General features: G+C 62.0%; 21 protein-coding genes. 8 read left to right on the forward strand and 13 right to left on the reverse strand.

The genetic code is table 11. The annotated features are described in order from the left end of the window. The first annotated feature begins 9 nt into the window (after positions 1 to 9). A complete protein-coding gene (locus BC360_RS33080; protein WP_208858225.1) occupies positions 10 to 204 on the forward strand; it encodes a hypothetical protein in 195 nt (64 codons plus the stop codon). Here BC360_RS33080 and BC360_RS33085 read toward each other — a convergent pair. The 5 genes from BC360_RS33085 to BC360_RS28460 all read right to left on the reverse strand — a co-directional run bounded on the left by BC360_RS33085 (position 201) and on the right by BC360_RS28460 (position 3,733). After that, the gene (locus BC360_RS33085) at positions 201 to 422 is read right to left on the reverse strand and encodes a heavy metal-associated domain-containing protein (RefSeq protein ID WP_320416837.1); all 222 of its coding nucleotides are present in this window, start codon (positions 420 to 422) and stop codon (positions 201 to 203) included. The genes BC360_RS33080 and BC360_RS33085 overlap by 4 nt on opposite strands. 228 nt (positions 423 to 650) lie before the next feature. Next, positions 651 to 1,046 carry an ArsR/SmtB family transcription factor gene (locus BC360_RS28445; RefSeq protein ID WP_083222771.1) on the reverse strand — a complete coding sequence of 132 codons (396 nt, stop codon included), beginning with the start codon at positions 1,044 to 1,046 and terminating at the stop codon, positions 651 to 653. A gap of 460 nt (positions 1,047 to 1,506) precedes the next feature. Further along, positions 1,507 to 2,940, reverse strand: a complete 1,434-nt coding sequence (locus BC360_RS28450; RefSeq protein WP_244512956.1) for a multicopper oxidase family protein — start codon at positions 2,938 to 2,940, stop codon at positions 1,507 to 1,509. A 179-nt stretch (positions 2,941 to 3,119) separates the two neighbouring features. Further along, positions 3,120 to 3,524, reverse strand: a complete 405-nt coding sequence (locus tag BC360_RS28455; RefSeq protein WP_065797739.1) for a DUF305 domain-containing protein — start codon at positions 3,522 to 3,524, stop codon at positions 3,120 to 3,122. Then, complete coding sequence (locus BC360_RS28460; RefSeq protein ID WP_065797710.1) at positions 3,524 to 3,733, reverse strand: heavy-metal-associated domain-containing protein; 210 nt, start codon at positions 3,731 to 3,733, stop codon at positions 3,524 to 3,526. Before BC360_RS28460 ends, BC360_RS28455 begins: the two co-directional genes overlap by 1 nt. 162 nt (positions 3,734 to 3,895) lie before the next feature. Here BC360_RS28460 and BC360_RS28465 point away from each other — a divergent pair, with 162 nt between their 5' ends. The 6 genes from BC360_RS28465 to BC360_RS28490 all read left to right on the forward strand — a co-directional run bounded on the left by BC360_RS28465 (position 3,896) and on the right by BC360_RS28490 (position 9,964). Beyond that, a complete protein-coding gene (locus BC360_RS28465) occupies positions 3,896 to 6,400 on the forward strand; it encodes a heavy metal translocating P-type ATPase (RefSeq protein ID WP_065797711.1) in 2,505 nt (834 codons plus the stop codon). 62 nt (positions 6,401 to 6,462) lie between these two features. Beyond that, positions 6,463 to 6,912, forward strand: a complete 450-nt coding sequence (gene cueR, locus BC360_RS28470; RefSeq protein WP_065785826.1) for a Cu(I)-responsive transcriptional regulator — start codon at positions 6,463 to 6,465, stop codon at positions 6,910 to 6,912. A gap of 161 nt (positions 6,913 to 7,073) precedes the next feature. Beyond that, positions 7,074 to 7,340, forward strand: coding sequence for a glutaredoxin family protein (locus BC360_RS28475; RefSeq protein WP_065785827.1), 267 nt, complete (start codon positions 7,074 to 7,076; stop codon positions 7,338 to 7,340). Between the two features lie 13 nt (positions 7,341 to 7,353). After that, complete coding sequence (locus BC360_RS28480) at positions 7,354 to 8,385, forward strand: 2Fe-2S iron-sulfur cluster-binding protein (RefSeq protein ID WP_065797712.1); 1,032 nt, start codon at positions 7,354 to 7,356, stop codon at positions 8,383 to 8,385. Between the two features lie 326 nt (positions 8,386 to 8,711). Beyond that, entirely contained in the window at positions 8,712 to 9,050 is a 339-nt protein-coding gene (gene fdxA, locus BC360_RS28485; RefSeq protein ID WP_065785830.1) for a ferredoxin, read from the forward strand. 26 nt (positions 9,051 to 9,076) lie between these two features. Next, positions 9,077 to 9,964, forward strand: a complete 888-nt coding sequence (locus tag BC360_RS28490; protein WP_065797713.1) for a dihydrodipicolinate synthase family protein — start codon at positions 9,077 to 9,079, stop codon at positions 9,962 to 9,964. Here BC360_RS28490 and BC360_RS28495 read toward each other — a convergent pair. The 8 genes from BC360_RS28495 to BC360_RS28530 form a co-directional block, all read right to left on the reverse strand. After that, positions 9,949 to 11,346 (reverse strand): amidohydrolase family protein, encoded by a 1,398-nt coding sequence (locus tag BC360_RS28495; protein ID WP_065797714.1) that lies wholly within the window; start codon positions 11,344 to 11,346, stop codon positions 9,949 to 9,951. The genes BC360_RS28490 and BC360_RS28495 overlap by 16 nt on opposite strands. Further along, positions 11,343 to 12,266, reverse strand: a complete 924-nt coding sequence (locus BC360_RS28500) for a LysR family transcriptional regulator (protein ID WP_065797715.1) — start codon at positions 12,264 to 12,266, stop codon at positions 11,343 to 11,345. The genes BC360_RS28495 and BC360_RS28500 overlap by 4 nt, the downstream gene beginning before the upstream one ends. Positions 12,267 to 12,311: 45 nt before the next feature. Next, positions 12,312 to 13,085, reverse strand: coding sequence for an enoyl-CoA hydratase-related protein (locus BC360_RS28505; RefSeq protein WP_065785834.1), 774 nt, complete (start codon positions 13,083 to 13,085; stop codon positions 12,312 to 12,314). Continuing rightward, entirely contained in the window at positions 13,082 to 14,239 is a 1,158-nt protein-coding gene (locus BC360_RS28510; protein ID WP_065785835.1) for a CaiB/BaiF CoA transferase family protein, read from the reverse strand. The genes BC360_RS28505 and BC360_RS28510 overlap by 4 nt, the downstream gene beginning before the upstream one ends. Continuing rightward, positions 14,236 to 15,591, reverse strand: a complete 1,356-nt coding sequence (locus BC360_RS28515; protein WP_208858222.1) for an FAD-dependent oxidoreductase — start codon at positions 15,589 to 15,591, stop codon at positions 14,236 to 14,238. The genes BC360_RS28510 and BC360_RS28515 overlap by 4 nt, the downstream gene beginning before the upstream one ends. A gap of 112 nt (positions 15,592 to 15,703) precedes the next feature. After that, positions 15,704 to 16,540 carry an ABC transporter permease gene (locus tag BC360_RS28520; RefSeq protein ID WP_065797717.1) on the reverse strand — a complete coding sequence of 279 codons (837 nt, stop codon included), beginning with the start codon at positions 16,538 to 16,540 and terminating at the stop codon, positions 15,704 to 15,706. Continuing rightward, positions 16,540 to 17,352 carry an ABC transporter ATP-binding protein gene (locus BC360_RS28525; protein ID WP_065797718.1) on the reverse strand — a complete coding sequence of 271 codons (813 nt, stop codon included), beginning with the start codon at positions 17,350 to 17,352 and terminating at the stop codon, positions 16,540 to 16,542. The genes BC360_RS28520 and BC360_RS28525 overlap by 1 nt, the downstream gene beginning before the upstream one ends. A gap of 4 nt (positions 17,353 to 17,356) precedes the next feature. Further along, on the reverse strand, positions 17,357 to 18,391 hold the full coding sequence (locus tag BC360_RS28530) for an ABC transporter substrate-binding protein (protein ID WP_065785862.1): 1,035 nt from the start codon (positions 18,389 to 18,391) through the stop codon (positions 17,357 to 17,359). A gap of 271 nt (positions 18,392 to 18,662) precedes the next feature. On the opposite strand from BC360_RS28530, the gene BC360_RS28535 reads away from it, so the two are divergent. Further along, the coding region (locus BC360_RS28535; RefSeq protein WP_065797719.1) for an aldehyde dehydrogenase family protein at positions 18,663 to 20,083 on the forward strand (1,421 nt) is incomplete at its 3' end.

The following is a 20,083-nucleotide window of genomic DNA, read 5'->3' on the forward strand; positions in this document are numbered from 1 at the left end:
ATCATGATCATGATGACCATGCCCGTGATCATGCTTGTGATCGTCGGCGGCGCAGCAGCCGCGGTCATCGTGCTCCACATGGCCGTGATCGTGGTCATGATGGCCGGAGCAGCCGCTGTGGTCATGCCCGGTATGAGAGCCCGAGCGCTCGGCTGGCGCCGAAGGGACTGCGGATGCCGACAGCTCCGTGACATCAAATCCTAGCGAACGGATCTTCCTGGCGATGTCCTTCGCTGTCGTCTTGCTGGAGGGGTCGCGCGAAAGCGCCAATGTCTCGTTGGCGAAGTTGACGGCGACGTCGGAGATTCCCCCAAACGGCCCAACGCAGTCTCGATCTTGCCGACGCAGCTTGCGCAATCCATGCCGTCGACGCGGAAGCCGAGCCGTTCACCTACGCTCGACGTTGAAAGTGCTGTTGTCATTCCGATCTCCTTTCTCGCCGGCGCAGCTGGGGCGTGTTCGCCCTTAGTCAGCTGCGTGGCTTCGAAAGAAGTCGATACCACAATTGAACATCTATTCAAGTGTTAGTCGATTAAAATCCCTGGCGCCTATCCGTGTTGGCATTTGGGACGACGGCCGGGTGGGCGCCATCGACGTCCGCAGACTCTGCCGGCAATACGTCGACTGAGGCGCCGCTGTGCTGGCCGAGTTCACTCGTCCGCATGGTCTTCCGAGATGTGCGTTGCCATGTCCTGCAGCACTTGGCTGACGTGCTGGTCGGCGATCTCGTAGAATATCTGCTTGGCCTGACGCACGCCCTTGACGAGATGCGCTCCTCGCAAAAGGCGCAGGTGATGGCTGACAAGGGACAGCGACAGATCCAGTCTTTCGGCGATGTCGCCCACCGATATGGGCCCGGCCAGACAGCTTAGGAGGATCTTCAGTCGGGACGGATCGCCGAGCAGGCGGAAGGTTTCCGCTAGAATTGTGATCTCGTTGTGCGACAGAGAGGAATGATCCAAGGGCTGGTCGGATACCGCTGGACTAACTCGTCTTGCGAGGTCGTCCTGCTTTGCAACGTTGGCTTTCGGCGTACGAGAGGTCATGTACTTGAACTACCTGTAGACGGGACGAAGCTCGCAGTCTCATTCAGAGCGAGAATTAGTCCACATTGATATGTCGAGCCCCAATCTACCCAAAGAGTGAGCAATCACAACACACGACAATGTCGCGACCCAACGGCCAGATGCATCGGCCCAGCCCGCGATTCAGTGATGACGGAGTGAATCTACGGCCGCCCGCTTAAGGACAAGACCGATGAGGCCGGCACATAAATTAGCTACGGCGGAGCGCAAGCGTGTTCGATCAGCAGAGACACCGCCTTCCAACCCCATATTCTGACATTTGGCGACGGGCTGAGATCCCTGGTCCGACAAGGTCATTGGAATGCAGAACACCCGTTGATGTTGCCGGCGCCTGCATGAGGTCCCGTCGCTCGCCCCCCAATGACAAAGGCCCGCCGCGAACATCTTCGCGGCGGGCCTTTGTTTCATTCGCTGATCCAGACTAGGCTTGAACGTCGACCGTGCCCATCATACCGAGTTGTTCGTGCTCGAGGATGTGGCAGTGATACATGCGCGACCCCGGCAGATCCTGGCGCAGCAAAATCCGGACCGTCTCGCCGGCCACGATGTTCACGGTATCTTTCCACGCGCGATAGGATGGCGTGGTTACCTTCCCGTCCTTCTCGTGCTCTGCGATCTGAAACTGCGTCCCATGCACATGGAACGGATGATCCATATCCGCCTCGTTGACGACCTCCCAAAGCTCGACCTGTCCGACTTTCGAGACTTCGTCTATGCGGTTCATGTCGAAGCTGGCACCGTTGATCAGGAACTTCATCTCCATGCTGTCGGAGGGCATGGACATGTTGCCATGGTTCATTCCGCCCATGGATTCCGTGAGCACAAACCGGCGCGTGACAACCGGATTCCCAAGAGATTCAATGGAGCGCAGCTTTGCCGGCAGGGGCGGCATCGCAGCCACCGCCTCATCCGATACGTTTGCCGTCAGCAGGACCATGCCGGCCTCGTTCGGCTTGCCCGGCCCCATCCAACCGCGCTCATATTCGAGCGTCGTGAGCCTGGCCGCTCCCGGCTTGTCGAAGGAAACGATCAATTCAACGCGCTCGGCCGGCGTGAGCAGCAGTTCATCGACGGCGACGGGCGCTTCGATCAGACCGCCGTCCGTTCCGATCACGGTCATGCTGGCATTCTCGAACTTCAGCCGCAGGAAGCGCGCGTTCGTCGCGTTGTAGAGACGTAGACGGCGCCTTTCGCCAAGCGCTACGGCCATCGCCGGGTTCTTCTGCCCATTGACGAGCACATGATCCCCGACGCGGCCGTTCATAAGATCGGTCATCGTGCTTTGCGGTATCTTCCCGTCGGCGGCAATTCTGAGATCGGTGAGCATCAGGATCGTGTCGCCATATTCCGGCGGGATGGGATCGTCCTTCGGTTTGACCAGAAAGATACCCGCGAGTCCGCGATAGACCTGCTCTGCGGTCAAGCCGTGGGGATGGGGATGAAACCAGTAAGATGCCGCACTGCCTTCCGGCAGTTCGAACGCATAGATGCGCTCGCCACCCGAGGTTACGGGGTCCATCGGATTGCCATCCTGGTCGGCCGGCACTGGCATGCCATGCCAATGGACCGTCGTGGGTTCGCCTGGAATCTTGTTCTTGAAGCTGATCTCGACTTTGTCGCCCTCACTTGCCTCGATCACGGGGTTGGTGCCGTTGTAAAGCAGCACAGGCGTATTGAGCCCTTCGGCGAACCGCACGACGCCTGGTTCTGCTGCCAGCTCTGCTTTGAATACGCCCGGCACGGCCGACTGGTTGGACAGCCGTGGCAACTCCTTGAGCGGCTGGCCTTCCGGCAAAACCGGATTGGTGCCCGTCGCGGGCATGTTGTGATTACCGTGGCCGCTCATGCCGCCCATATCGTGCTTCATCTGGGCTGCCGCGGGCCCGGCAACGACGAGACCCGCAAGGCTCGCCAGAAAAGTCCGCCGGTGCATCGATCGTCTTCCTCTCTGTCGTTTGACAGTCAACGGCGAGGCCGCTCGACTATGTCTTGAGTTTCTTTCTTAGGCGGCTCCTGAGAGCCACCCTCCGGTTGCTACTTGCCGCGGTCGGCGAGCCACTTCTTCATCATGGCGATCTCGCCTTCCTGGGCCTTGATCACCTCTTCGGCGAGGTTGCGGACCTCCGGGTCCTTGCCGTATTCAAGCACGACTTTCGCCATTTCGATCGCGCCTTGATGGTGCGGGATCATGCCGCGCATGAAGTCGATGTCGGCATCGCCGGTGAACTCGACCATCATCTCATGCATGCTGTCGTTGGCGGCTCTGTAAGCTTTCGTGGACGGGTTGTCGGAGGCCGGCACCTCCAAATCCGACATGTTCATTCCCGGCATATCGTGACCTTGCATGGGATCGTCCTTGTCCATTTGGCTCTGCGCGATCGCGAGGCCCGCACTGATGGCGATCGCACCTGCGATGAAGATCGGGGTGAGCTTGTTCATCATATCGCTCCCGTTCCGTTCGCGGTTGCCGGATAGCCGGCTTCTTCGAGAACCTGTTGAAGGGCCGCCGAGGTAGCGGTCGTCTCGACCTTGACCGTGCGGGCGGCAGGATTGGTCTCAATCTTGGCGTTGGGATCGACTGACTGGATCGCCCTTGTCACGGATTTGGCGCAGCCGCCGCAGGTCATGTTCTCGATTCTGAGTTCCATGAGAATTCTCCTTGGTTTGGGTCTCATGACGCTCAAGGTGAGGCTTCCAACAATGGCAAGGTCAAGAGGTGCAGAAATGGAAAATTTGGTGTTGACCTTCCCATTGTTGGAAGCCTCACCTTCCGTCCGAACTTGAATTTCGGAACGAGAAAAGGAGCGGCTATGAATGCCCCCGTTCGAGCAACAGACTTGTCTGGAACAATATCGCTGCCCATCGAGGGCATGACCTGCGCGTCCTGCGTTGGGCGTGTTGAAAGAGCCCTGAAGGCCGTACCAGGTGTTGAGACCGCGTCGGTCAACTTGGCGACGGAACGGGCGAGCATCACGACCAAATCGGCCGTCGGCCGAGAAAAGCTTGTCGAAGCCATCGAAAACGTCGGTTATTCCGTGCCGGCGAAATCTGCCGGTTCGGCTGGTCCCACGGAACTATCGATCGAGGGTATGACCTGCGCATCCTGCGTCGGCCGCGTCGAGCGCGCTCTGAAGGCAATCCCCGGCGTGACGGAAGCGGTCGTCAATCTGGCGACAGAGCGCGCCACGATCCACGGAAACGCCGATGCGGCGACCCTGATTGCGGCGATCGAAGATGCCGGTTACGAGGCAAAGGTGATCGGCGCGGCCGCCGGCAATGGCGGCGAGGATGACAACGCCGAGCGAACAGAGAAGAAGGAAGCAGAGCGACACGAACTGACCCGTGACTTCACCGTCGCGGCGGTGCTTACCGCGCCGATCTTTCTCATCGAGATGGGATCGCACCTCATTCCGGGTGTACACGGCCTCATCGAATCGACGATTGGCATGCAGTGGAGCTGGTACATCCAGTTCGCACTGACAACGCTTGTGCTCTTCATTCCGGGTATTCGTTTCTATGACAAGGGGCTCCCGGCGCTTTGGCGCCTTACCCCGGACATGAACTCGCTTGTGGCGGTCGGTTCGCTTGCAGCCTATGGGTACTCGCTGGTCGCGACCTTCGCACCCGGCTTCCTGCCGCCCGGAACGATCAACGTCTATTTTGAAGCAGCCGCGGTCATCGTGACGCTTATTCTGCTCGGTCGCCTGCTCGAGGCCCGCGCGAAGGGCCGGACATCCGAAGCGATCAAGCGCCTGGCTGGACTTCAAGCCAAGACGGCGCGCGTCCGCAGGGACGGCAAGGCTGTCGATCTGCCTATCGGCTCGGTCGTTTCCGGCGATATCGTCGAGGTTCGTCCTGGCGAACGTCTGCCCGTCGATGGCGAGGTGGTCGAAGGTGCCAGCTATGTAGACGAGTCGATGATTACAGGCGAGCCGATCCCGGTTTCGAAGTCGGTGGGTAGCGAGGTCGTCGGCGGCACGGTCAACCAGAAGGGCGCGTTCGCGTTCCGCGCGACGGCGGTCGGCGGCAATACGGTGCTTTCGCAGATCATCCGCATGGTCGAAGAGGCTCAGGGCTCCAAGCTGCCAATCCAAGCGCTGGTCGACAAGGTCACCATGTGGTTCGTACCGGCAGTCTTCGCCGTAGCGGCGCTGACCTTTGCGGCCTGGCTCTACTTCGGCCCGTCGCCCGCGCTTACCTTCGCGCTGGTCAATGCCGTCGCCGTCCTGATCATCGCCTGCCCGTGCGCCATGGGTCTGGCGACGCCGACCTCCATCATGGTTGGCACCGGTCGCGGCGCCGAACTCGGTGTGCTCTTCCGTAAGGGGGAAGCGCTCCAGTTGTTGAAGGACGCCAAGGTCGTGGCGCTTGACAAGACTGGTACTCTGACCGAGGGCAAGCCGGCCCTGACCGATCTGGAACTGGCTGCTGGTTTCGACCGGTCGAACGTGCTCGGTCTTGTCGCCGCCGTCGAGACCAAATCGGAACACCCAATTGCCCGTGCGATCGTGGACGCGGCCACCGGGGAAGGCATCTCGCTGCCGGCCGTGTCGGACTTCGAATCGGTGACGGGTTTCGGCGTCAAGGCCATGGTGGACGGCAAGCGCGTTGAAATCGGCGCAGACCGGTACATGGTCGAACTCGGCCATGACGTGGCAGCGTTCTCCAGGGTTGCCGAGCGTCTGGGCAACGAGGGCAAGTCGCCCCTCTATGCCGCGATCGACGGCAAGCTCGCGGCGATCATCGCCGTGGCCGACCCGATCAAGGACACCACGCCTGCGGCAATCAAGGCCCTGCACGATCTCGGCCTCAAGGTCGCGATGATCACCGGCGACAATGCCCGCACGGCCAAGGCCATAGCGGCTCGGCTGGGGATCGACGAGGTGGTGGCGGAAGTGTTGCCGGACGGCAAGGTCGATGCGGTTCGCCGCCTCAGGGCCAAGTTCGGCAAGGTCGCCTTCGTCGGCGACGGCATTAACGACGCCCCGGCGCTGGCGGAGGCGGATGTGGGTCTCGCCATCGGCACAGGTACGGACATCGCAATCGAGGCGGCGGACGTGGTCCTGATGTCCGGCAGCCTGCAGGGCGTACCGAACGCGATCGCTCTGTCAAAGGCGACGATCGGCAACATCCGGCAAAATCTGTTCTGGGCGTTTTCCTACAACACGGCTCTGATCCCGGTCGCGGCGGGCGTTCTCCACCCGGCCTACGGCATCTTGCTGTCGCCAGTCTTTGCCGCGGGCGCCATGGCACTATCGAGTGTGTTCGTGCTCGGCAATGCGCTGCGGTTGCGCACGTTCAAAGTGGCGAACTGACGAACCGCAGCAGCGGCCCCTATCTCCGGGTCGGCTGCTGCACCATTTTAGGGAGAATACTGATGAACATTGGACAGGCATCAAAAGCATCGGGCGTTTCGGCCAAGATGATTCGTTACTACGAGCAGACCGGCCTCATTCCGGCTGCTGACCGAAAGTCGTCTGGCTACCGCGATTATTCGGACACCGACGTGCATATGCTGCGCTTCATCCGCCGCGCGCGCGATCTCGGTTTTTCGGTTGCCGAGATCAGCGATCTTCTCGGCCTGTGGCGTGACGAGACCCGGCAGAGCGCCGAGATCAAGCGCCTGGCACAGGGCCACATCGACGAACTGGAAAAGAAGATCAAGGGTCTTCAGGACATGGCCCATACGCTCACAATGCTGGTCAACGCCTGCCACGGCGACCACCGCCCCCATTGCCCAATCCTGCAAGGCCTCGAGACTGATCCGGAGGATGAGGATCTGTCGATCCAGCCTCGCCTCGGCGCAGTCGCACGCCCGTTGAGGTGATGGAAGACAGCGCCGGCGCGCCACGCCGCGACTAATGCAAAAACACTCCTTGACCTTACAGGCGCTGGAAGCCGCACCCTGACGGCCATCTTCCTCAGTCCGGCCGTTCCAGGGCGACCGGCTGCAAGCGAAATCATGTGGAATTCACAGAAAGGCAAAACATGACCGAAGCCAGCACACCGCATATCCTCATCTACACCGCGCCGAACTGCCCGGATTGCCGCGCGCTGAAGAATTGGCTTCTTAGGGAGGACCTCGCGTTTGACGAGCGTGACCTTTCCGATCCGGAGATCACCGAGGAGGCGAAAGCACGCACAGGGGTGCGGGTAGCGCCCATCACGATCATCAACGACGAGGTTTTCTACGGCACCTTCGAAAGCCAGAAGCCAGCGCTGATAACGGCGCTTCGTCTGTCGAAAGACGTTTGAGGGAAGCTTGGATATGACAGCCAAACTCGTCGACATCCGGCCGGCCCGGACGAGCCTTGAGGTCCAGGTCGGGCAGACCATCCTCGACGCGGCACTCACTGCCGGAATTCCTTACCCTCATGGCTGCAAGTCCGGGCGCTGCGGCTCCTGCAAGTCTCGGCTGGTCGAGGGGGAGGTGGAACAGCTCCAGCATTCGCGCTTCGCGCTTACCGATGAAGAGAAAGCCGATGGCCTGATCCTCGCATGCCGGGCGCTTCCCATAACGAGTACGGCCGTGGCATGGCTTGGCAGCGACGACAACGATGCCGTCCAGCCACCGCGACGGCTTAAGGGCATCGTGACCAATCTCGATGACCTCACCCACGATATCAAGTTCGTCCGGATTACGATGGAGGACGGGCCTCCCTTGCGGTTTGCCGCGGGGCAATATGCGCAGGTCAGCTTTGATGGAGCGCCTGCCCGCAGCTACTCCATGGCCAATCGGGATGGCGATGACGGCCTTGAGTTCCACATTCGCCGCGTTCCGGGTGGCGTCACATCGCAGCATGTGCACAGCAGGCTGAAGTCCGGCGACAAGGCAACGCTCGAATTTCCACTAGGGTCCTCCTACCTGCGCCAGCACCATTCCGGCCCGATCCTGTGCATCGCAGGCGGCTCTGGGCTGGCACCAATCAAGGCAATTGTCGAAACCGCTCTCGCCCACGGCGTGAAGCAACCGATCCATGTCTACTTCGGTGTCCGGGGCGAACGCGACCTCTATCTGGTCGAGCACTTTCAGGCGCTCGCCAAACGGCATCCCAATCTCACCTTCGTCCCGGTGCTGTCGGAGGCGCTGTCCGGGCAGTATCGCACCGGTTTGGTGACCCAGGCCGTAGGAAAGGACCTTCCGGACTTGGACGGCTGGAAAGCGTATGTGGCCGGCCCGCCACCGATGGTCGATGCGGCGATGGATGCGACTTTTGCGCGCGGATTGCGTAAGGACGACATGCACGCCGACGTGTTCTTCACCCCCGAAGAGCGGCCCGTGCCGGTTACAGGTGGGTGACGCCGCAACCAGCGATCCGCCAATGAGGCACCGTCGCACGACGCCTCCAATGAAAACGGCCCGCCGCGAACATCTTCGTGGCGGGCATCGCTTTGCGTGCGATCGATCGCGATCGCAGATTCGGGACTCCCTCACCTGCCCGCCCCGGCCAGCGACCGGGCAATGTCGATGATGTCGTCAAGCGCCAACGAGACTTTGAGCTGATTGCGGCTGCCAGCCGCCAAACGTTGCCTTTTTGGCAACCGCTGTTGCGAATATCTATGCTTCTTCGCCAGGAGAAACTCTGAAACATTGGTCTTGCAAGCAACTCCTCAGAGGCAAGCAACATGGCCTATGTCATTACAGAGCCCTGCATCGACGTGAAGGACGGCGACTGCACCGCGGCCTGCCCCGTGGACTGCATCTACGAAGGTGGTCGTACCTTCTACATCCACCCCGAAGAATGCATAAATTGCGGGCTCTGTCTGTCGATTTGTCCTGTCGACGCCATTGTCTGGGACCAAGAAATCCCTGACAGCCAGCGCCGTTTCATCGCCGTCAACAAAGAGTTCTTCGGCTCCGACGTCACTGGAATGGGATCGCCGGGCGGTTGGAGCAAGGGATGCTCCACAGCGCTGGACCACCCGTTCGTTGCCGCCTTCGAGAAAGCAGCAACCGTAGCCTAGCAACACTTCAGCAACAGGAACGAGACATGTCTGTGACAGAATTCGGTGGCGTCGTTGCCGCCGTGCCGACGCCGTTCGACGACCAGGGCCGGATCGATACCGCTGCCTTTGTCGAACATGCCCGCTGGTGCCTGAACAATGGCTGTGATGGCCTGAATGTGCTTGGGACGACCGGCGAAGCCAACTCGCTTTCCTTCGAGCAGCGCCGTGCGGTCATGGTTGCAGCCGCCGAGGCGCTGGATACGAAAAGGCTGATGGTCGGCACGGGAACGCCGGATCTCGAGACGACGATCGCCCTGACGACACTTGCCGATCGCCTCGGCTATGCGGCGGCGCTGGTCTTGCCACCCTATTACTATAAGCCAGCTTTGGACGACGGGCTTTTCGCCTGGTTTGCGCGGCTCGTCCAACGCACCGCGAAAAGCCCGATCCCGATCTATCTCTACAATTTTCCGCAGATGACCGGCATCACCTTCAACCCGGCTTTTGCCGCGAGGCTTGCCGAAGCGTTTCCGGACCGCATCAAGGGCGCCAAGGACAGCTCAGGCGAGCTCGACTATGCCCGTCAGCTGGCCGAGATACCGAACTTCGCCGTCTTCCCCAGCAACGAGGCGACACTCGCCGCTGCCGGCGCCGACAACTACGCCGGCACGATTTCCGCAACGGTCAATATCGCTCCGGTGCTGTCGGCCAGGCTCTGGAAAGACCAGGCCGATGCTCCTTTGCGGGATCGCGTGCTCCGGTTGCGACAGGCGATATCCGCCAGCCCGCTGATCCCAGCCGTCAAATACCTGGTCGCCAAGAGGTCAGGAAATCCGGTCTGGTACAATGCCGCTCCGCCACAAGCTTCACTTGGGGCTACGCACCGGGAGACGCTTGACCTCCTCGCAGCCCAGGTTCACCAGCCGGAGTAATAGGCCCGCGTCGCAGCGGCGAGTTTGGTCACGCGCTCACGCTCGCCGGTCAGCCGAGGAAGATCGGCGCGCGCCTGCTGCAGGAGTTCGGCACGGGCGCTTTCATAATCGACCCGGGTCAGCCTTCCATCGCGCATGATCTCCTGTCCGCCGACGTAGAGCCCCTTCGCGTGGGCCGCAGTCATCCGGGCGAGCAGAACCTCCGCCTCGTCCAGATCGTCCGTCAGACTGTCGGCGATCAACGCGCCGTAGTCGATGAGCACCAGATCTTCGTTCACCGCCGCATTCACGACCTTGGCGCCGACATGGATCGCCGCGTCGAACACCTGTGCCGCCGTAAAGGTCCGCGCCATGTCTTGGCCGCCATGCAGCAAATGCGCAAGGCGCAGCTCCCGCCAAAAATCCTGATCGTCGTCGAACCCTGTCCCGTCGAGACCGAAGGCGAAAGCCGGCCCGCTTTCCGCAATGGCGGCGACCGGCGCCACGCCGGAACGCAGGCGCAAATTTGCCGACGGATTGGAAACGAGCTGCACACCGCGCGCAGCCAGTAGCTCCAGCTCATCCGGCCGCACCTGAACGCCGTGGGCAACCGCGAGGCGGGACGAGAGGAAACCGATATCGTCGAGATATCGCACGACCCCTTGCGGGAAGCGCCGGTCCAGCCACTGCCTCTGCCTTGGGCTTTCAAGCAGATGCATATGGATGCGTCGGCCTGTTGCAGCAGAGGCTTCGGCGATATTTTCGAGCAGCGTGTTGGAGCACCACTGCGGCCCAATCGGACCATACTGAACGTCGATCAGCGGGCTGGTGTTTGCGGCGGCGACCGCGTCGGCCGCCGAAATCTGGATCGAGGGCGGCGCATATTTCGGGATCGAGGCACTGAGCTCGTCCCAGTCTGCCGTGGCGAGAAACGGCCGCAGTCGCTGCGGCCCGCCATCATAGGCCCAGGGGTCGTAGTCAAGCAGCGGACAGGAGAGCGCGAGCTTTATGCCCACGTCATGAGCAGCGCGCATCACGGCGCCAGCCTCTTCCACCAGCCTGTCGATATTCAACGAGTTGTGGCAATGCATGGTCGCACCGACGCCCGTTTGCGCGAGCCGGGAGAACGCCACGAGCGCTTCCAGGTAAGGGTCGGTCCGCGGTCTGAGCCGGAGGCCTGGGATCCAAACTTCTAGGGCATCGTCGATGTTGCCGAAATCGAGCGTGCGGATGCCGTAGCCGTGGTCATGGGCGTTGACGGGCGGCGGCATGAGGAGAGCATTGGCCGGGATCGTTGCCGGTGAGACACCATCGGGCAAATGACGCAGAAGGTCCGTCTCGCGCCGTGCAGCCTCATGACCGGGACGCAAGAGCAGTCGCCCCGGGATCGGTTCTGCGTTCATGGGCGGATTGCCTCCATGATCTGGTCGCTGAACCTCAGCAGTTCCGCGCCGACGAACTCGATGACGGCCTCCGCCGCGTGTGTGCGCTGCCGACGCCGCTGCACGAGAATTCCGATGTGCAGGTTCTGAAGGCGCGACCCGGAAAGCGGTATGGCGACGACATCGCCCGCCTTGATCTCCGCAAGGAAACCGATCGGCGTGAAGAAGGCCACGCCCTGACCGGAGATGATGAACGGCTTGAGCATCATCTGACTGTTCGAAAGCACAAAGGGCCGCCCGGTCCGCTCGAAGACGGACAGTTCGATTTCGATGAGCGAACGGATAGGTTGCGTGTCGAGTTGCAGCAGAAGATCGTACTGGGCGCACTCGGCGAGCGAGACCTGCCGCTGTCTGGCCAGGGGGTGCCCACGCCCGACGAAAGCCATCAGTGGCATCGGTACGCGAAAGAGCATCTCCGTGTCGTCCGGCCGGGCCAGATCGAAGGTCAACCCCATGTCGACGTCGCCTTCGGCCACCAGGCTACTGATGTTGCCGTGACCGGCCGTGTGGATATGGAAACTCACCCCGGGATGGATGCTGTGGAAGGCGTTCACCATGTCCGGTAAAAACTGGATGGCCAGACTGTCGAGACAGGACATCTGCACACGGCCCGTCTTCTTTCCCTGCAATGCGCCGAGGTCACTGCGCAGAAGCTCGAAATTCTCGAGCGTGGCCCGGGCATGGCGCAGCACGTTCTCCCCGGCAACGGTCAGCCTCAAGCCATTCGAGAGTCGCTCGAACAAAGCGATGCCGAGCTCGTCCTCCAGTTTCTTGATTTGCCGGCTGACCGCCGAGGACGCCACATGAAGCTCCTCGGACGCCTTGCGAATGGAACCGGACCGCGCGACCGAGACAAAATATTTCAGGATGCTGGCGTGCATGCAATTCGAACCTTCCCTCCCCTTGGGCACGGACTTATAGCACGCTCACCGTCCCCTCCAAACGGGCGCACGCTTCTGTTGGAAAGCGTTGACACCTTCCAGGGCGTCCTCGCTTTTGAGCGCCTTGACGAGCGCGGGCGTTCGCAGGCCCTGAGCCTCGGCGGGCGAAAGATGCCCGGTGCGATTGACGGTCTGCTTGATCGCCCGGAGCGAAAGCGGCGCACAGGCGACGATTTCACTGACCCAGCGCGCAACGGCAGCGTCGAGTTCCTCCGGTTCGGCCACCTCGTTGACGATGCCAAACCCTTGCATCTCGGCTGCGGAAAACCTCCGGCCCGTCAGCAGCACGCCCATCGCAAGATTGTGGGGGATCCTGCGTTGCAGAAGGACCATGCCGCCATCGAGCGGCAGGCGTCCGACACGGGCCTCCGGCAGGCCGAACGCCGCCGTCGTCGAGGCAACGACGATATCGCAGCCGAGCACCATCTCGAACCCGCCGCCGAGCGCATAACCGTTGACCTTGGCGATGACGGGAACATCCAGCGAGCGGCGAAAGGCCAGCCCACCAAAACCGTTCGGCCGGCTTTCGCTCCAATATTCGAGGCCGGTTGTCTCAGCCCCCTTCAGGTCGGCACCGGCGCAGAAAGCCCGTTCGCCGGCGCCCGTCAGGACGACACAGCTGATGTCGTCGCGAGCTTCGATCTCTTCCCAGATCGCTTCGAGCTCGCGTTCGGTTGCCACGTCCACCGCATTCATCCGTTCCGGACGGCTGAGCGTGATGGTGGCAACGCGGTCCTCTACGAGAAATTCGACGCTCATGCCGCATCTCCCTGGCGGACGGCCAGCGCCGAGAGGATCTCGTCATTATGCTCACCGAGCTTCGGCGGGGCGATGCGCACCGTCACAGACGCCGCAGACATGTCGATCGGCGAGCCAACCAGACGCACCGGACCGGCTTTCGTTTCGCCAGCGTCCAGGATCATGCCGTTGATCGCCGTCTGCTCGTCGTCGAGGGCTTCGGGCAGCGAACGCACCGGCGCGCAGAGAATGTCCACCTGCTCCAGGCGGGCGAGCCAATGCGCACTGCTGTTCCTGGCGAACGCCTCACGAAAGAGCTGCTGCAATTCCGGGCGGCGCTGCATCTGAGCGTCGAAGTCGGCAAATTGCGGCTGCAGGGACAGGTCCTCGATCTCCAGAGCGGTGCAAATATCCCGCAACGGGTTCTGCTTGAAGGCACCGACCATGACGATCGCGCCGTCCGTGGTCTCGAACACGCCCGTCAGAGGGAAAGCACCCCAGTTCAGGTCCTTCTCCCGCATCATATGCGTGGTGCCTTCCTGCATCTGCATGGCGAGCATGGAGCTGTAGAGGCTGACCGCGACCTGCTGGCCTTCACCGGTCTTCTCTCGGTGCAGCAACGCAAGCAGGATGCCCTGCACGAGGTGCATGCCGGCGGAGTAGTCGGCAAGCGGCGTCGCATAGATCGACAGCGGGTGGCTCGCGTCCGACTTTCGCCGCATGACGCCCGAAAGCGCCTGCGCGAGAATGTCCTGCCCACCCTTATGCCGATAGGGGCCTTCCAGGCCGAAGCCGGTACCGACGGCGTAGATCAGCCGCGGATTGGTCTTTCGAAGCTCCTCGTAACCGAAGCCCATGCGCTCCATGACATCGGGACGAAAATTGTTGACGACCACGTCGGCCGTGTCGATCAGGGCGCGCACCGCTGCCCGCGCCTCGTCCTGCTTGAGGTCGAGCGCCAGGCTCTTCTTGTTGCGGTTGAGCGACGAGAAGACCGGATTGTTGAGGCCGTCCGGGTCCGACCCGAGCGACCAGCGTGAGAGATCGCCGATCTTTGCCTTTTCGACTTTGATGACCTCTGCGCCATAGTCGGCCAGCATTTGCGTGCAGCAGGGACCAAGCATGACCTGGGTGAAATCGACGACGCGGATACCGTCGAGGGGAAGTGATGTCATTCTGCAGTCTCCAGATAGGTTGCGTTTTCGGATGGTACGTCCCCGGGATCGGCTCCCTGGGCCCGCAGCTGCTTCTGGATCGCCCTGACATCGGCGTCCCGCACCTTCACGCCGGCGTTGAGCGCCACGGTGGCAGCGACGCCGGCCGCCTCGCCCATCGCCATGCACGGCGGTATCTCGCGGCTCGACTTCTGCGCCTGGATCGTCGCAGAGTAATGCCTGCCCGCGACGATCAGCTGGTCTACCTCCTTCGGCAGCATGGCCCGGTAGGGCGTGTAGTAGTCACGGCCACGGCAGACCGTATCGGCGAAGTGACGGCGGTTCATCACGTCGTCCTTGGTGACGACATACTCGCCCTGGAGCAGTCGCGACTGGCGCACGCCCGTCTGTGGCGCGAAATCGATGACATGGGCATTTTCGAAGCCCGGCAAGTTCACCCGAGCGAATTCGAGCAGGCGGGCGATACGGGCGCGGCCCTCGAGTTCCGCATAGGTCAGGTCCTCGACGCTCAGACCGGAGAGCTTCGGCATATGCGGGCAGTTCAGCCAGATGATGCCCGGCAGCGGCGTCTTCAGCCACCAGAACGACCAGCAACCGCCGATCAGGCGCTTGGCCTCATGATCGAGCGCCTTGAACTTTTCCGGTTCCTCGAATTCGAACCGCTCGGCCGCGTCGGTGTCGATACCACCCCAGCGGGAAACCGTGGTCAGGATGAAGTTGCCGTCCGTATGCTGAGCGCCGGCATCGGCGGCGACGTCGAGGTCGCCCGACGCGTCGATCACCACGTCACCCATGATCGCCTCCCGGCCTGATTTCGTCTGGCAGACCACACCCTTGATCGCACCGTTCTCGACGATCGCCGACGAGAACCAGCTGTGCGTCCTGAGTTTCACACCGGATTCGCGCAGGACGTCATAGGCGACGCGCTTGAAAGCATCGGGATCGAATGCGGCCGCGTAGCAGATCGGATGCGGCGCGGTCGGTGTGTGGAAATCGAACAACCCGCAGCGTGCCCACCGGCGCCAGGCTTCCGGCGTATCGCGAAGGTCGAGCTGGCGGTCGCCATCCGTCGGCGTGACGCAGAGACCGAGCGTCTTCATCCGTTCGATCATCTCCATGCAGATGCCGCGCACGGTGATTTCAACCCCATTGACCATATCGTCGAGCACCAGAACCATGCCGCCTGAGGCAAGTCCGCCGACATAGGGATAACGCTCAAGAAGAGTGACGCTGGCCCCGGTGCGCGCCGCCGACACGGCGGCGGAGATCCCTGCCGGGCCACCGCCGACGACGACCACGTCCGAGCGGTCGACGATCCTGGCGTTGCGCGAAGGTTCCCTGATTGTTTCCATTATCGTTCCTCCATAGGGGAAGTGTCCGGCGAAATGTGAAGGAGTTCACAGCCAGTGACTTCGTCGGTTGGCCGGACCTGAATATCCAGGTCCGGCAGCGAGTGTTTGGGGGTCAGTGGTCCGTCGTCGGCTTCCAGCGGACGATCTTCGATTCCGCAAACGAAACGGCGAAGAAGAGAACCACGGCAAGCGAGGCGGCGATCACCACGGTCGCATAAAGCAGCGGCGAGCGGAAATTATAGGTCGCCTCGATGATCAGAGCGCCAAGGCCGTAGCTGGATCCGATCCACTCCGCGACGATAGCACCCATCACGCTGCTGGTTGCCGCGATCTTCAGCGCCGCGAAAAGAAAGGGCAGCGAGCTTGGGAGACGAACCTTCCAGAAAATCTCGGAGTTGCTGGCGGACAGGATGCGCATGAGATCGAGCATTGCCGGGCTCACCGACTTCAGTCCCTGCACCATGTTGACGAGCGTCGGGAAGAAGCAGATCAGGCCCGCGATGATGATCTTCGGCGCAATGCCGTTACCGACGAGCAACACCAGGATCGGCGCAAGCGCGATGATCGGTATCGACTTGATGATCACGGCGATCGGATAGAACGCTCGCTCGGCGAGCGGGCTGTGGACGAACCAGACCGCCAGCAGGACGGCAACGACGTTACCGAACACGAAACCGAGAACTGCCTCCATCAGCGTTGGCCAGAAATTCGCCCACAGTACGCCGGCGTTTTCGCCGAACGCCTTGATCACGTCGAGCGGACCGGGCGCCATGAACGTTGGCACCGAAAAGCCCCAAACGACGAGTTGCCACAGCAGGATGCAGCCGAGGATCGCGAGCGTGGCCGGCAGGTGACGCAGGGCTGCACCAGCGGCGGCATCGAGCATCTTAAACCTGTTGCCGTCTACCAAAGCGCGGCCTTCCGCTTGCGAAGGAAGCACATTTGCCATCAGCATTCTCCCAAAAGTGTGCGCAGGTGGGCGGTAACGCGAATGAACTCGACCGTGTCGCGCATCGCAAGGGATCGCGGATAGGGCAGGTCGACCGTCATGAACTCCTTGACGCGGCCGGGATGGGCCGCAAGCATCAGGACGTGTTGACCGAGAAAGACTGCCTCCGGGATCGAATGCGTAACGAACAGGATCGTGGTCCCTGTTTCTTGCCAGAGGCGCAGCAATTCCTCATTCAGCTTGTCGCGCGTAATCTCGTCGAGCGCTCCGAACGGTTCATCCATCAACAGGATACGGGGGCGGGTGACCAGCGCGCGGGCGATCGCCACGCGCTGGCGCTGACCGCCCGACAGTTCGTGCGGCATCGCCTTTTCGCGCCCCTTCAGTCCGACGAGGGCGATCAATTCTTCCGGATCGGCGTAGGTCGCGCCTGCCTCGCGCTTTCCCACCAGCAGCGGCAGGCGCACGTTGTCGATCACATTGCGCCATGGCAGCAACGTCGCTTCCTGGAAGACGAAGGCGAAGTCGCGGCCCTCGCGTGCCTTGCGCGGCGTCTGTCCATGCACGGATACCGACCCATCGCTGATATGCACGAGGTCAGCGACCGTTCGCAACAACGTCGACTTACCGCAACCGGAAGGGCCGAGCATGGTTACGAGCGAACCGGCCGGTATCTCGACCGAAACGTCGGAGAGTGCGGTAAAGCTGGAATCATTCGCGCCGAAGCGAATATGAAGGTTCGTCACTGATACCGCCGAGCCACTGGCGGCACCGACCGACGCCTGCTTGGATCTGCTAAGCGTTTCCAGCATCGCCTTACCCTACGCTCTTGCGGACATCGGCCGTGGCATCGAGGATTGCCATCGTGTAGACATCGTCCGCATTGGGGACCGGGCCCTTGAACTGGCCGAGGTCCGCATAGGTCTTGATCTGCTCCTCCCAGTTCGCCCGCTCCATGCCGCCCCAGCCGACGGCAGCGGTGGTGTCGTTGAATACGAACTTCATCAGCGGCCCGATTGCCTCGAGTTCGCTTGCCTTGTCGAGGTTCGGATAGGCTTCGAGCAGGATGTCGACGGCCTCCTCCTGGTGGTCGCGCGCATACCCCCATCCGCGTGCCGCACCTGATACGAATGCTGCAAGATGGTCGGCGTGATTTTCCAGCTGATCGTCCGTCGTATAATAGACGTTGGCATAGAGCCGGATGCCGCCGTCCCAAAGCGTCAGGTCGACCCGGTCGTCCCCCAGAACCTTCAGGGCATTGACATTGGTGAGCCAGCCACAGACCGCATCGGCCTGACCGGTCACCAGCTGGTTCATGTCCGAACCCATGTTGACGATCTTGACCTGGTCTTCCCGTATGCCGTTCTTGGCGAGAAGTGCGCGCAGAAGGATAACCGAGGTAGGGATCGCAGCGATTGTCTTGCCGATCATGTCCTCGGGCTTGGCGATGGGATTTGCCTTGCGGGAGAAATAGGCGAAGGGATGCTTCTGGTAGCCGGCCGCGAATGCCTTGATCGGCGCGCCGGCCGAACGGGCCAGCATGACCGACGGGCTGGAGGAAATCTGGCCGATCGTCGACTGGCCGACCGCGACGCCGGCGACGCCGTCGACATTCGGTCCGCCGGGTACGATTTCCAGCTCGACACCGTTCTCGGTGTAGTAGCCCTTCTTGCGAGCGACGAGTTCTCCGAGAAGCCCGTTTGAGGGCAGCCAACCGAGCTGCATTCGAATCGTGGCGGGATCGGCAGCCCGGCCGACCGAAACATTGACAAGGCTGTGGGTCGCGGCGATCGCACCTATCGCAGCGGCATTTGAAAGGAAACCCCGGCGGTTCATGATGAAATGAGACATATCGTTCCCCTTGCTTGTTATGGGAGCGATGAGATCTTGCTGCTCAGGGTTAGATGCCGCCTCATCGCCGGGACCGATGATGATGGAATTCGGCATCTCATAAAGCACAATTTTTAGCGGTTGGCATTGCCGATATGGCAACGCCCAGGTTTCGCCGAGGTTTGCCGTTTCGGCAATTGTGGGCTCGAAAGATTGTTCTTTGTTCGCGCCCTCTCCCGTCGGATAAGCCAATACAGATTTCAAGCGCTCATCGCCGCGGAGGACAGATATCATGCACAGGAACCTGATCGATGGGGAATGGATCACCGGCAGCGAAGTGGTCCACAACATCAACCCGTCCGACACCAACGACGTGATCGGGGACTATGCCCGCGCCTCGGCCGAGGATGCGAAGGCGGCGATTGCCGCCGCCAAGGCGGCGTTTCCGGCCTGGTCGCGCTCCGGCATCCTCGAACGCCACGCCATCCTGCGAAAGACCGCCGACGAGATCCTGGCGCGCAAGGACGAACTCGGGCGGCTGTTGTCGCGCGAGGAAGGCAAGACGCTGGCCGAAGGCATCGGCGAGACGGTGCGCGCCGGCCAGATCTTCGACTTCTTCGCCGGTGAGACACTGCGACTGGCCGGCGAGGTCATTCCCTCGGTGCGCCCGAACATCGGCGTCGAGATCAGCCGCGAGCCGGTCGGCGTCGTCGGCATCATCACGCCGTGGAACTTTCCGATCGCCATTCCCGCCTGGAAGATCGCACCGGCGCTGTGCTACGGCAACACCATCGTCTTCAAGCCGGCCGAACTGGTGCCCGGCTGCTCATGGGCGATCGTCGATATCCTCGTGCGCGCCGGCCTGCCGAAGGGCGTGTTGAACCTGGTGATGGGCAAGGGCTCGGTCGTCGGCCAGGCGATGCTCGACAGCCCCGACATCCAGGCGATCACCTTTACCGGCTCGACCGGCACCGGCAAACGCGTGGCGCTGGCCTCGGTCGAGCACAATCGCAAGTACCAGCTGGAGATGGGCGGCAAGAACCCGTTCGTGGTGCTCGACGACGCCGATCTCGGTGTTGCCGTCGAAGCCGCCGTCAACTCCGCCTTCTTCTCCACCGGCCAGCGCTGCACCGCCTCGTCGCGGCTGATCGTCACCGACGGCATCCACGACCGCTTCGTGGCGGCGATGGGGGAACGGATGAAGGGCCTCGTCATCGACGACGCGCTCAAGGCCGGCACCCATATCGGCCCGGTGGTCGACCAGAGCCAACTCAACCAGGACACCGACTATATCGCCATCGGCAAGCAGGAAGGCGCCAGGCTCGCCTTCGGCGGCGAGCTGCTGCAGCGCGACACGCCCGGCTTCTACCTGCAGCCGGCACTGTTTACCGAGGCGACCAATGCGATGCGCATCTCGCGCGAAGAAATCTTCGGACCGGTCGCGTCGGTGATCCGGGTGAAGGACTATGACGAGGCGCTCAGCGTCGCCAACGACACGCCGTTCGGCCTGTCGTCGGGCATTGCCACCACCAGTCTGAAACACGCGACGCATTTCAAGCGCCAGGCCGAGGCCGGCATGGTGATGGTCAACCTGCCGACCGCCGGCGTCGATTTCCACGTGCCGTTCGGTGGCCGCAAGGGCTCCTCCCATGGCGCGCGCGAGCAGGGTCGTTATGCCGCCGAATTCTACACCACCGTCAAGACGGCCTACAC

The organism is Ensifer sp. LC163 (genome assembly GCF_001695855.1).
Classification (GTDB): domain Bacteria; phylum Pseudomonadota; class Alphaproteobacteria; order Rhizobiales; family Rhizobiaceae; genus Ensifer.

Excerpts from the sequence above, each read along its gene's own strand:
- BC360_RS33080 (WP_208858225.1), top strand. The coding sequence starts at position 10 with ATGATGACCATGCCCGTGATCATGCTTGTGATCGTCGGCGGCGCAGCA.
- BC360_RS33085 (WP_320416837.1), bottom strand. The coding sequence starts at position 422 with ATGACAACAGCACTTTCAACGTCGAGCGTAGGTGAACGGCTCGGCTTC.
- BC360_RS28445 (WP_083222771.1), bottom strand. The coding sequence starts at position 1,046 with ATGACCTCTCGTACGCCGAAAGCCAACGTTGCAAAGCAGGACGACCTC.
- BC360_RS28450 (WP_244512956.1), bottom strand. The coding sequence starts at position 2,940 with ATGGGCGGCATGAGCGGCCACGGTAATCACAACATGCCCGCGACGGGC.
- BC360_RS28455 (WP_065797739.1), bottom strand. The coding sequence starts at position 3,524 with ATGAACAAGCTCACCCCGATCTTCATCGCAGGTGCGATCGCCATCAGT.
- BC360_RS28460 (WP_065797710.1), bottom strand. The coding sequence starts at position 3,733 with ATGGAACTCAGAATCGAGAACATGACCTGCGGCGGCTGCGCCAAATCC.
- BC360_RS28465 (WP_065797711.1), top strand. The coding sequence starts at position 3,896 with ATGAATGCCCCCGTTCGAGCAACAGACTTGTCTGGAACAATATCGCTG.
- cueR (WP_065785826.1), top strand. The coding sequence starts at position 6,463 with ATGAACATTGGACAGGCATCAAAAGCATCGGGCGTTTCGGCCAAGATG.
- BC360_RS28475 (WP_065785827.1), top strand. The coding sequence starts at position 7,074 with ATGACCGAAGCCAGCACACCGCATATCCTCATCTACACCGCGCCGAAC.
- BC360_RS28480 (WP_065797712.1), top strand. The coding sequence starts at position 7,354 with ATGACAGCCAAACTCGTCGACATCCGGCCGGCCCGGACGAGCCTTGAG.
- fdxA (WP_065785830.1), top strand. The coding sequence starts at position 8,712 with ATGGCCTATGTCATTACAGAGCCCTGCATCGACGTGAAGGACGGCGAC.
- BC360_RS28490 (WP_065797713.1), top strand. The coding sequence starts at position 9,077 with ATGTCTGTGACAGAATTCGGTGGCGTCGTTGCCGCCGTGCCGACGCCG.
- BC360_RS28495 (WP_065797714.1), bottom strand. The coding sequence starts at position 11,346 with ATGAACGCAGAACCGATCCCGGGGCGACTGCTCTTGCGTCCCGGTCAT.
- BC360_RS28500 (WP_065797715.1), bottom strand. The coding sequence starts at position 12,266 with ATGCACGCCAGCATCCTGAAATATTTTGTCTCGGTCGCGCGGTCCGGT.
- BC360_RS28505 (WP_065785834.1), bottom strand. The coding sequence starts at position 13,085 with ATGAGCGTCGAATTTCTCGTAGAGGACCGCGTTGCCACCATCACGCTC.
- BC360_RS28510 (WP_065785835.1), bottom strand. The coding sequence starts at position 14,239 with ATGACATCACTTCCCCTCGACGGTATCCGCGTCGTCGATTTCACCCAG.
- BC360_RS28515 (WP_208858222.1), bottom strand. The coding sequence starts at position 15,591 with ATGGAAACAATCAGGGAACCTTCGCGCAACGCCAGGATCGTCGACCGC.
- BC360_RS28520 (WP_065797717.1), bottom strand. The coding sequence starts at position 16,540 with ATGGCAAATGTGCTTCCTTCGCAAGCGGAAGGCCGCGCTTTGGTAGAC.
- BC360_RS28525 (WP_065797718.1), bottom strand. The coding sequence starts at position 17,352 with ATGCTGGAAACGCTTAGCAGATCCAAGCAGGCGTCGGTCGGTGCCGCC.
- BC360_RS28530 (WP_065785862.1), bottom strand. The coding sequence starts at position 18,391 with ATGTCTCATTTCATCATGAACCGCCGGGGTTTCCTTTCAAATGCCGCT.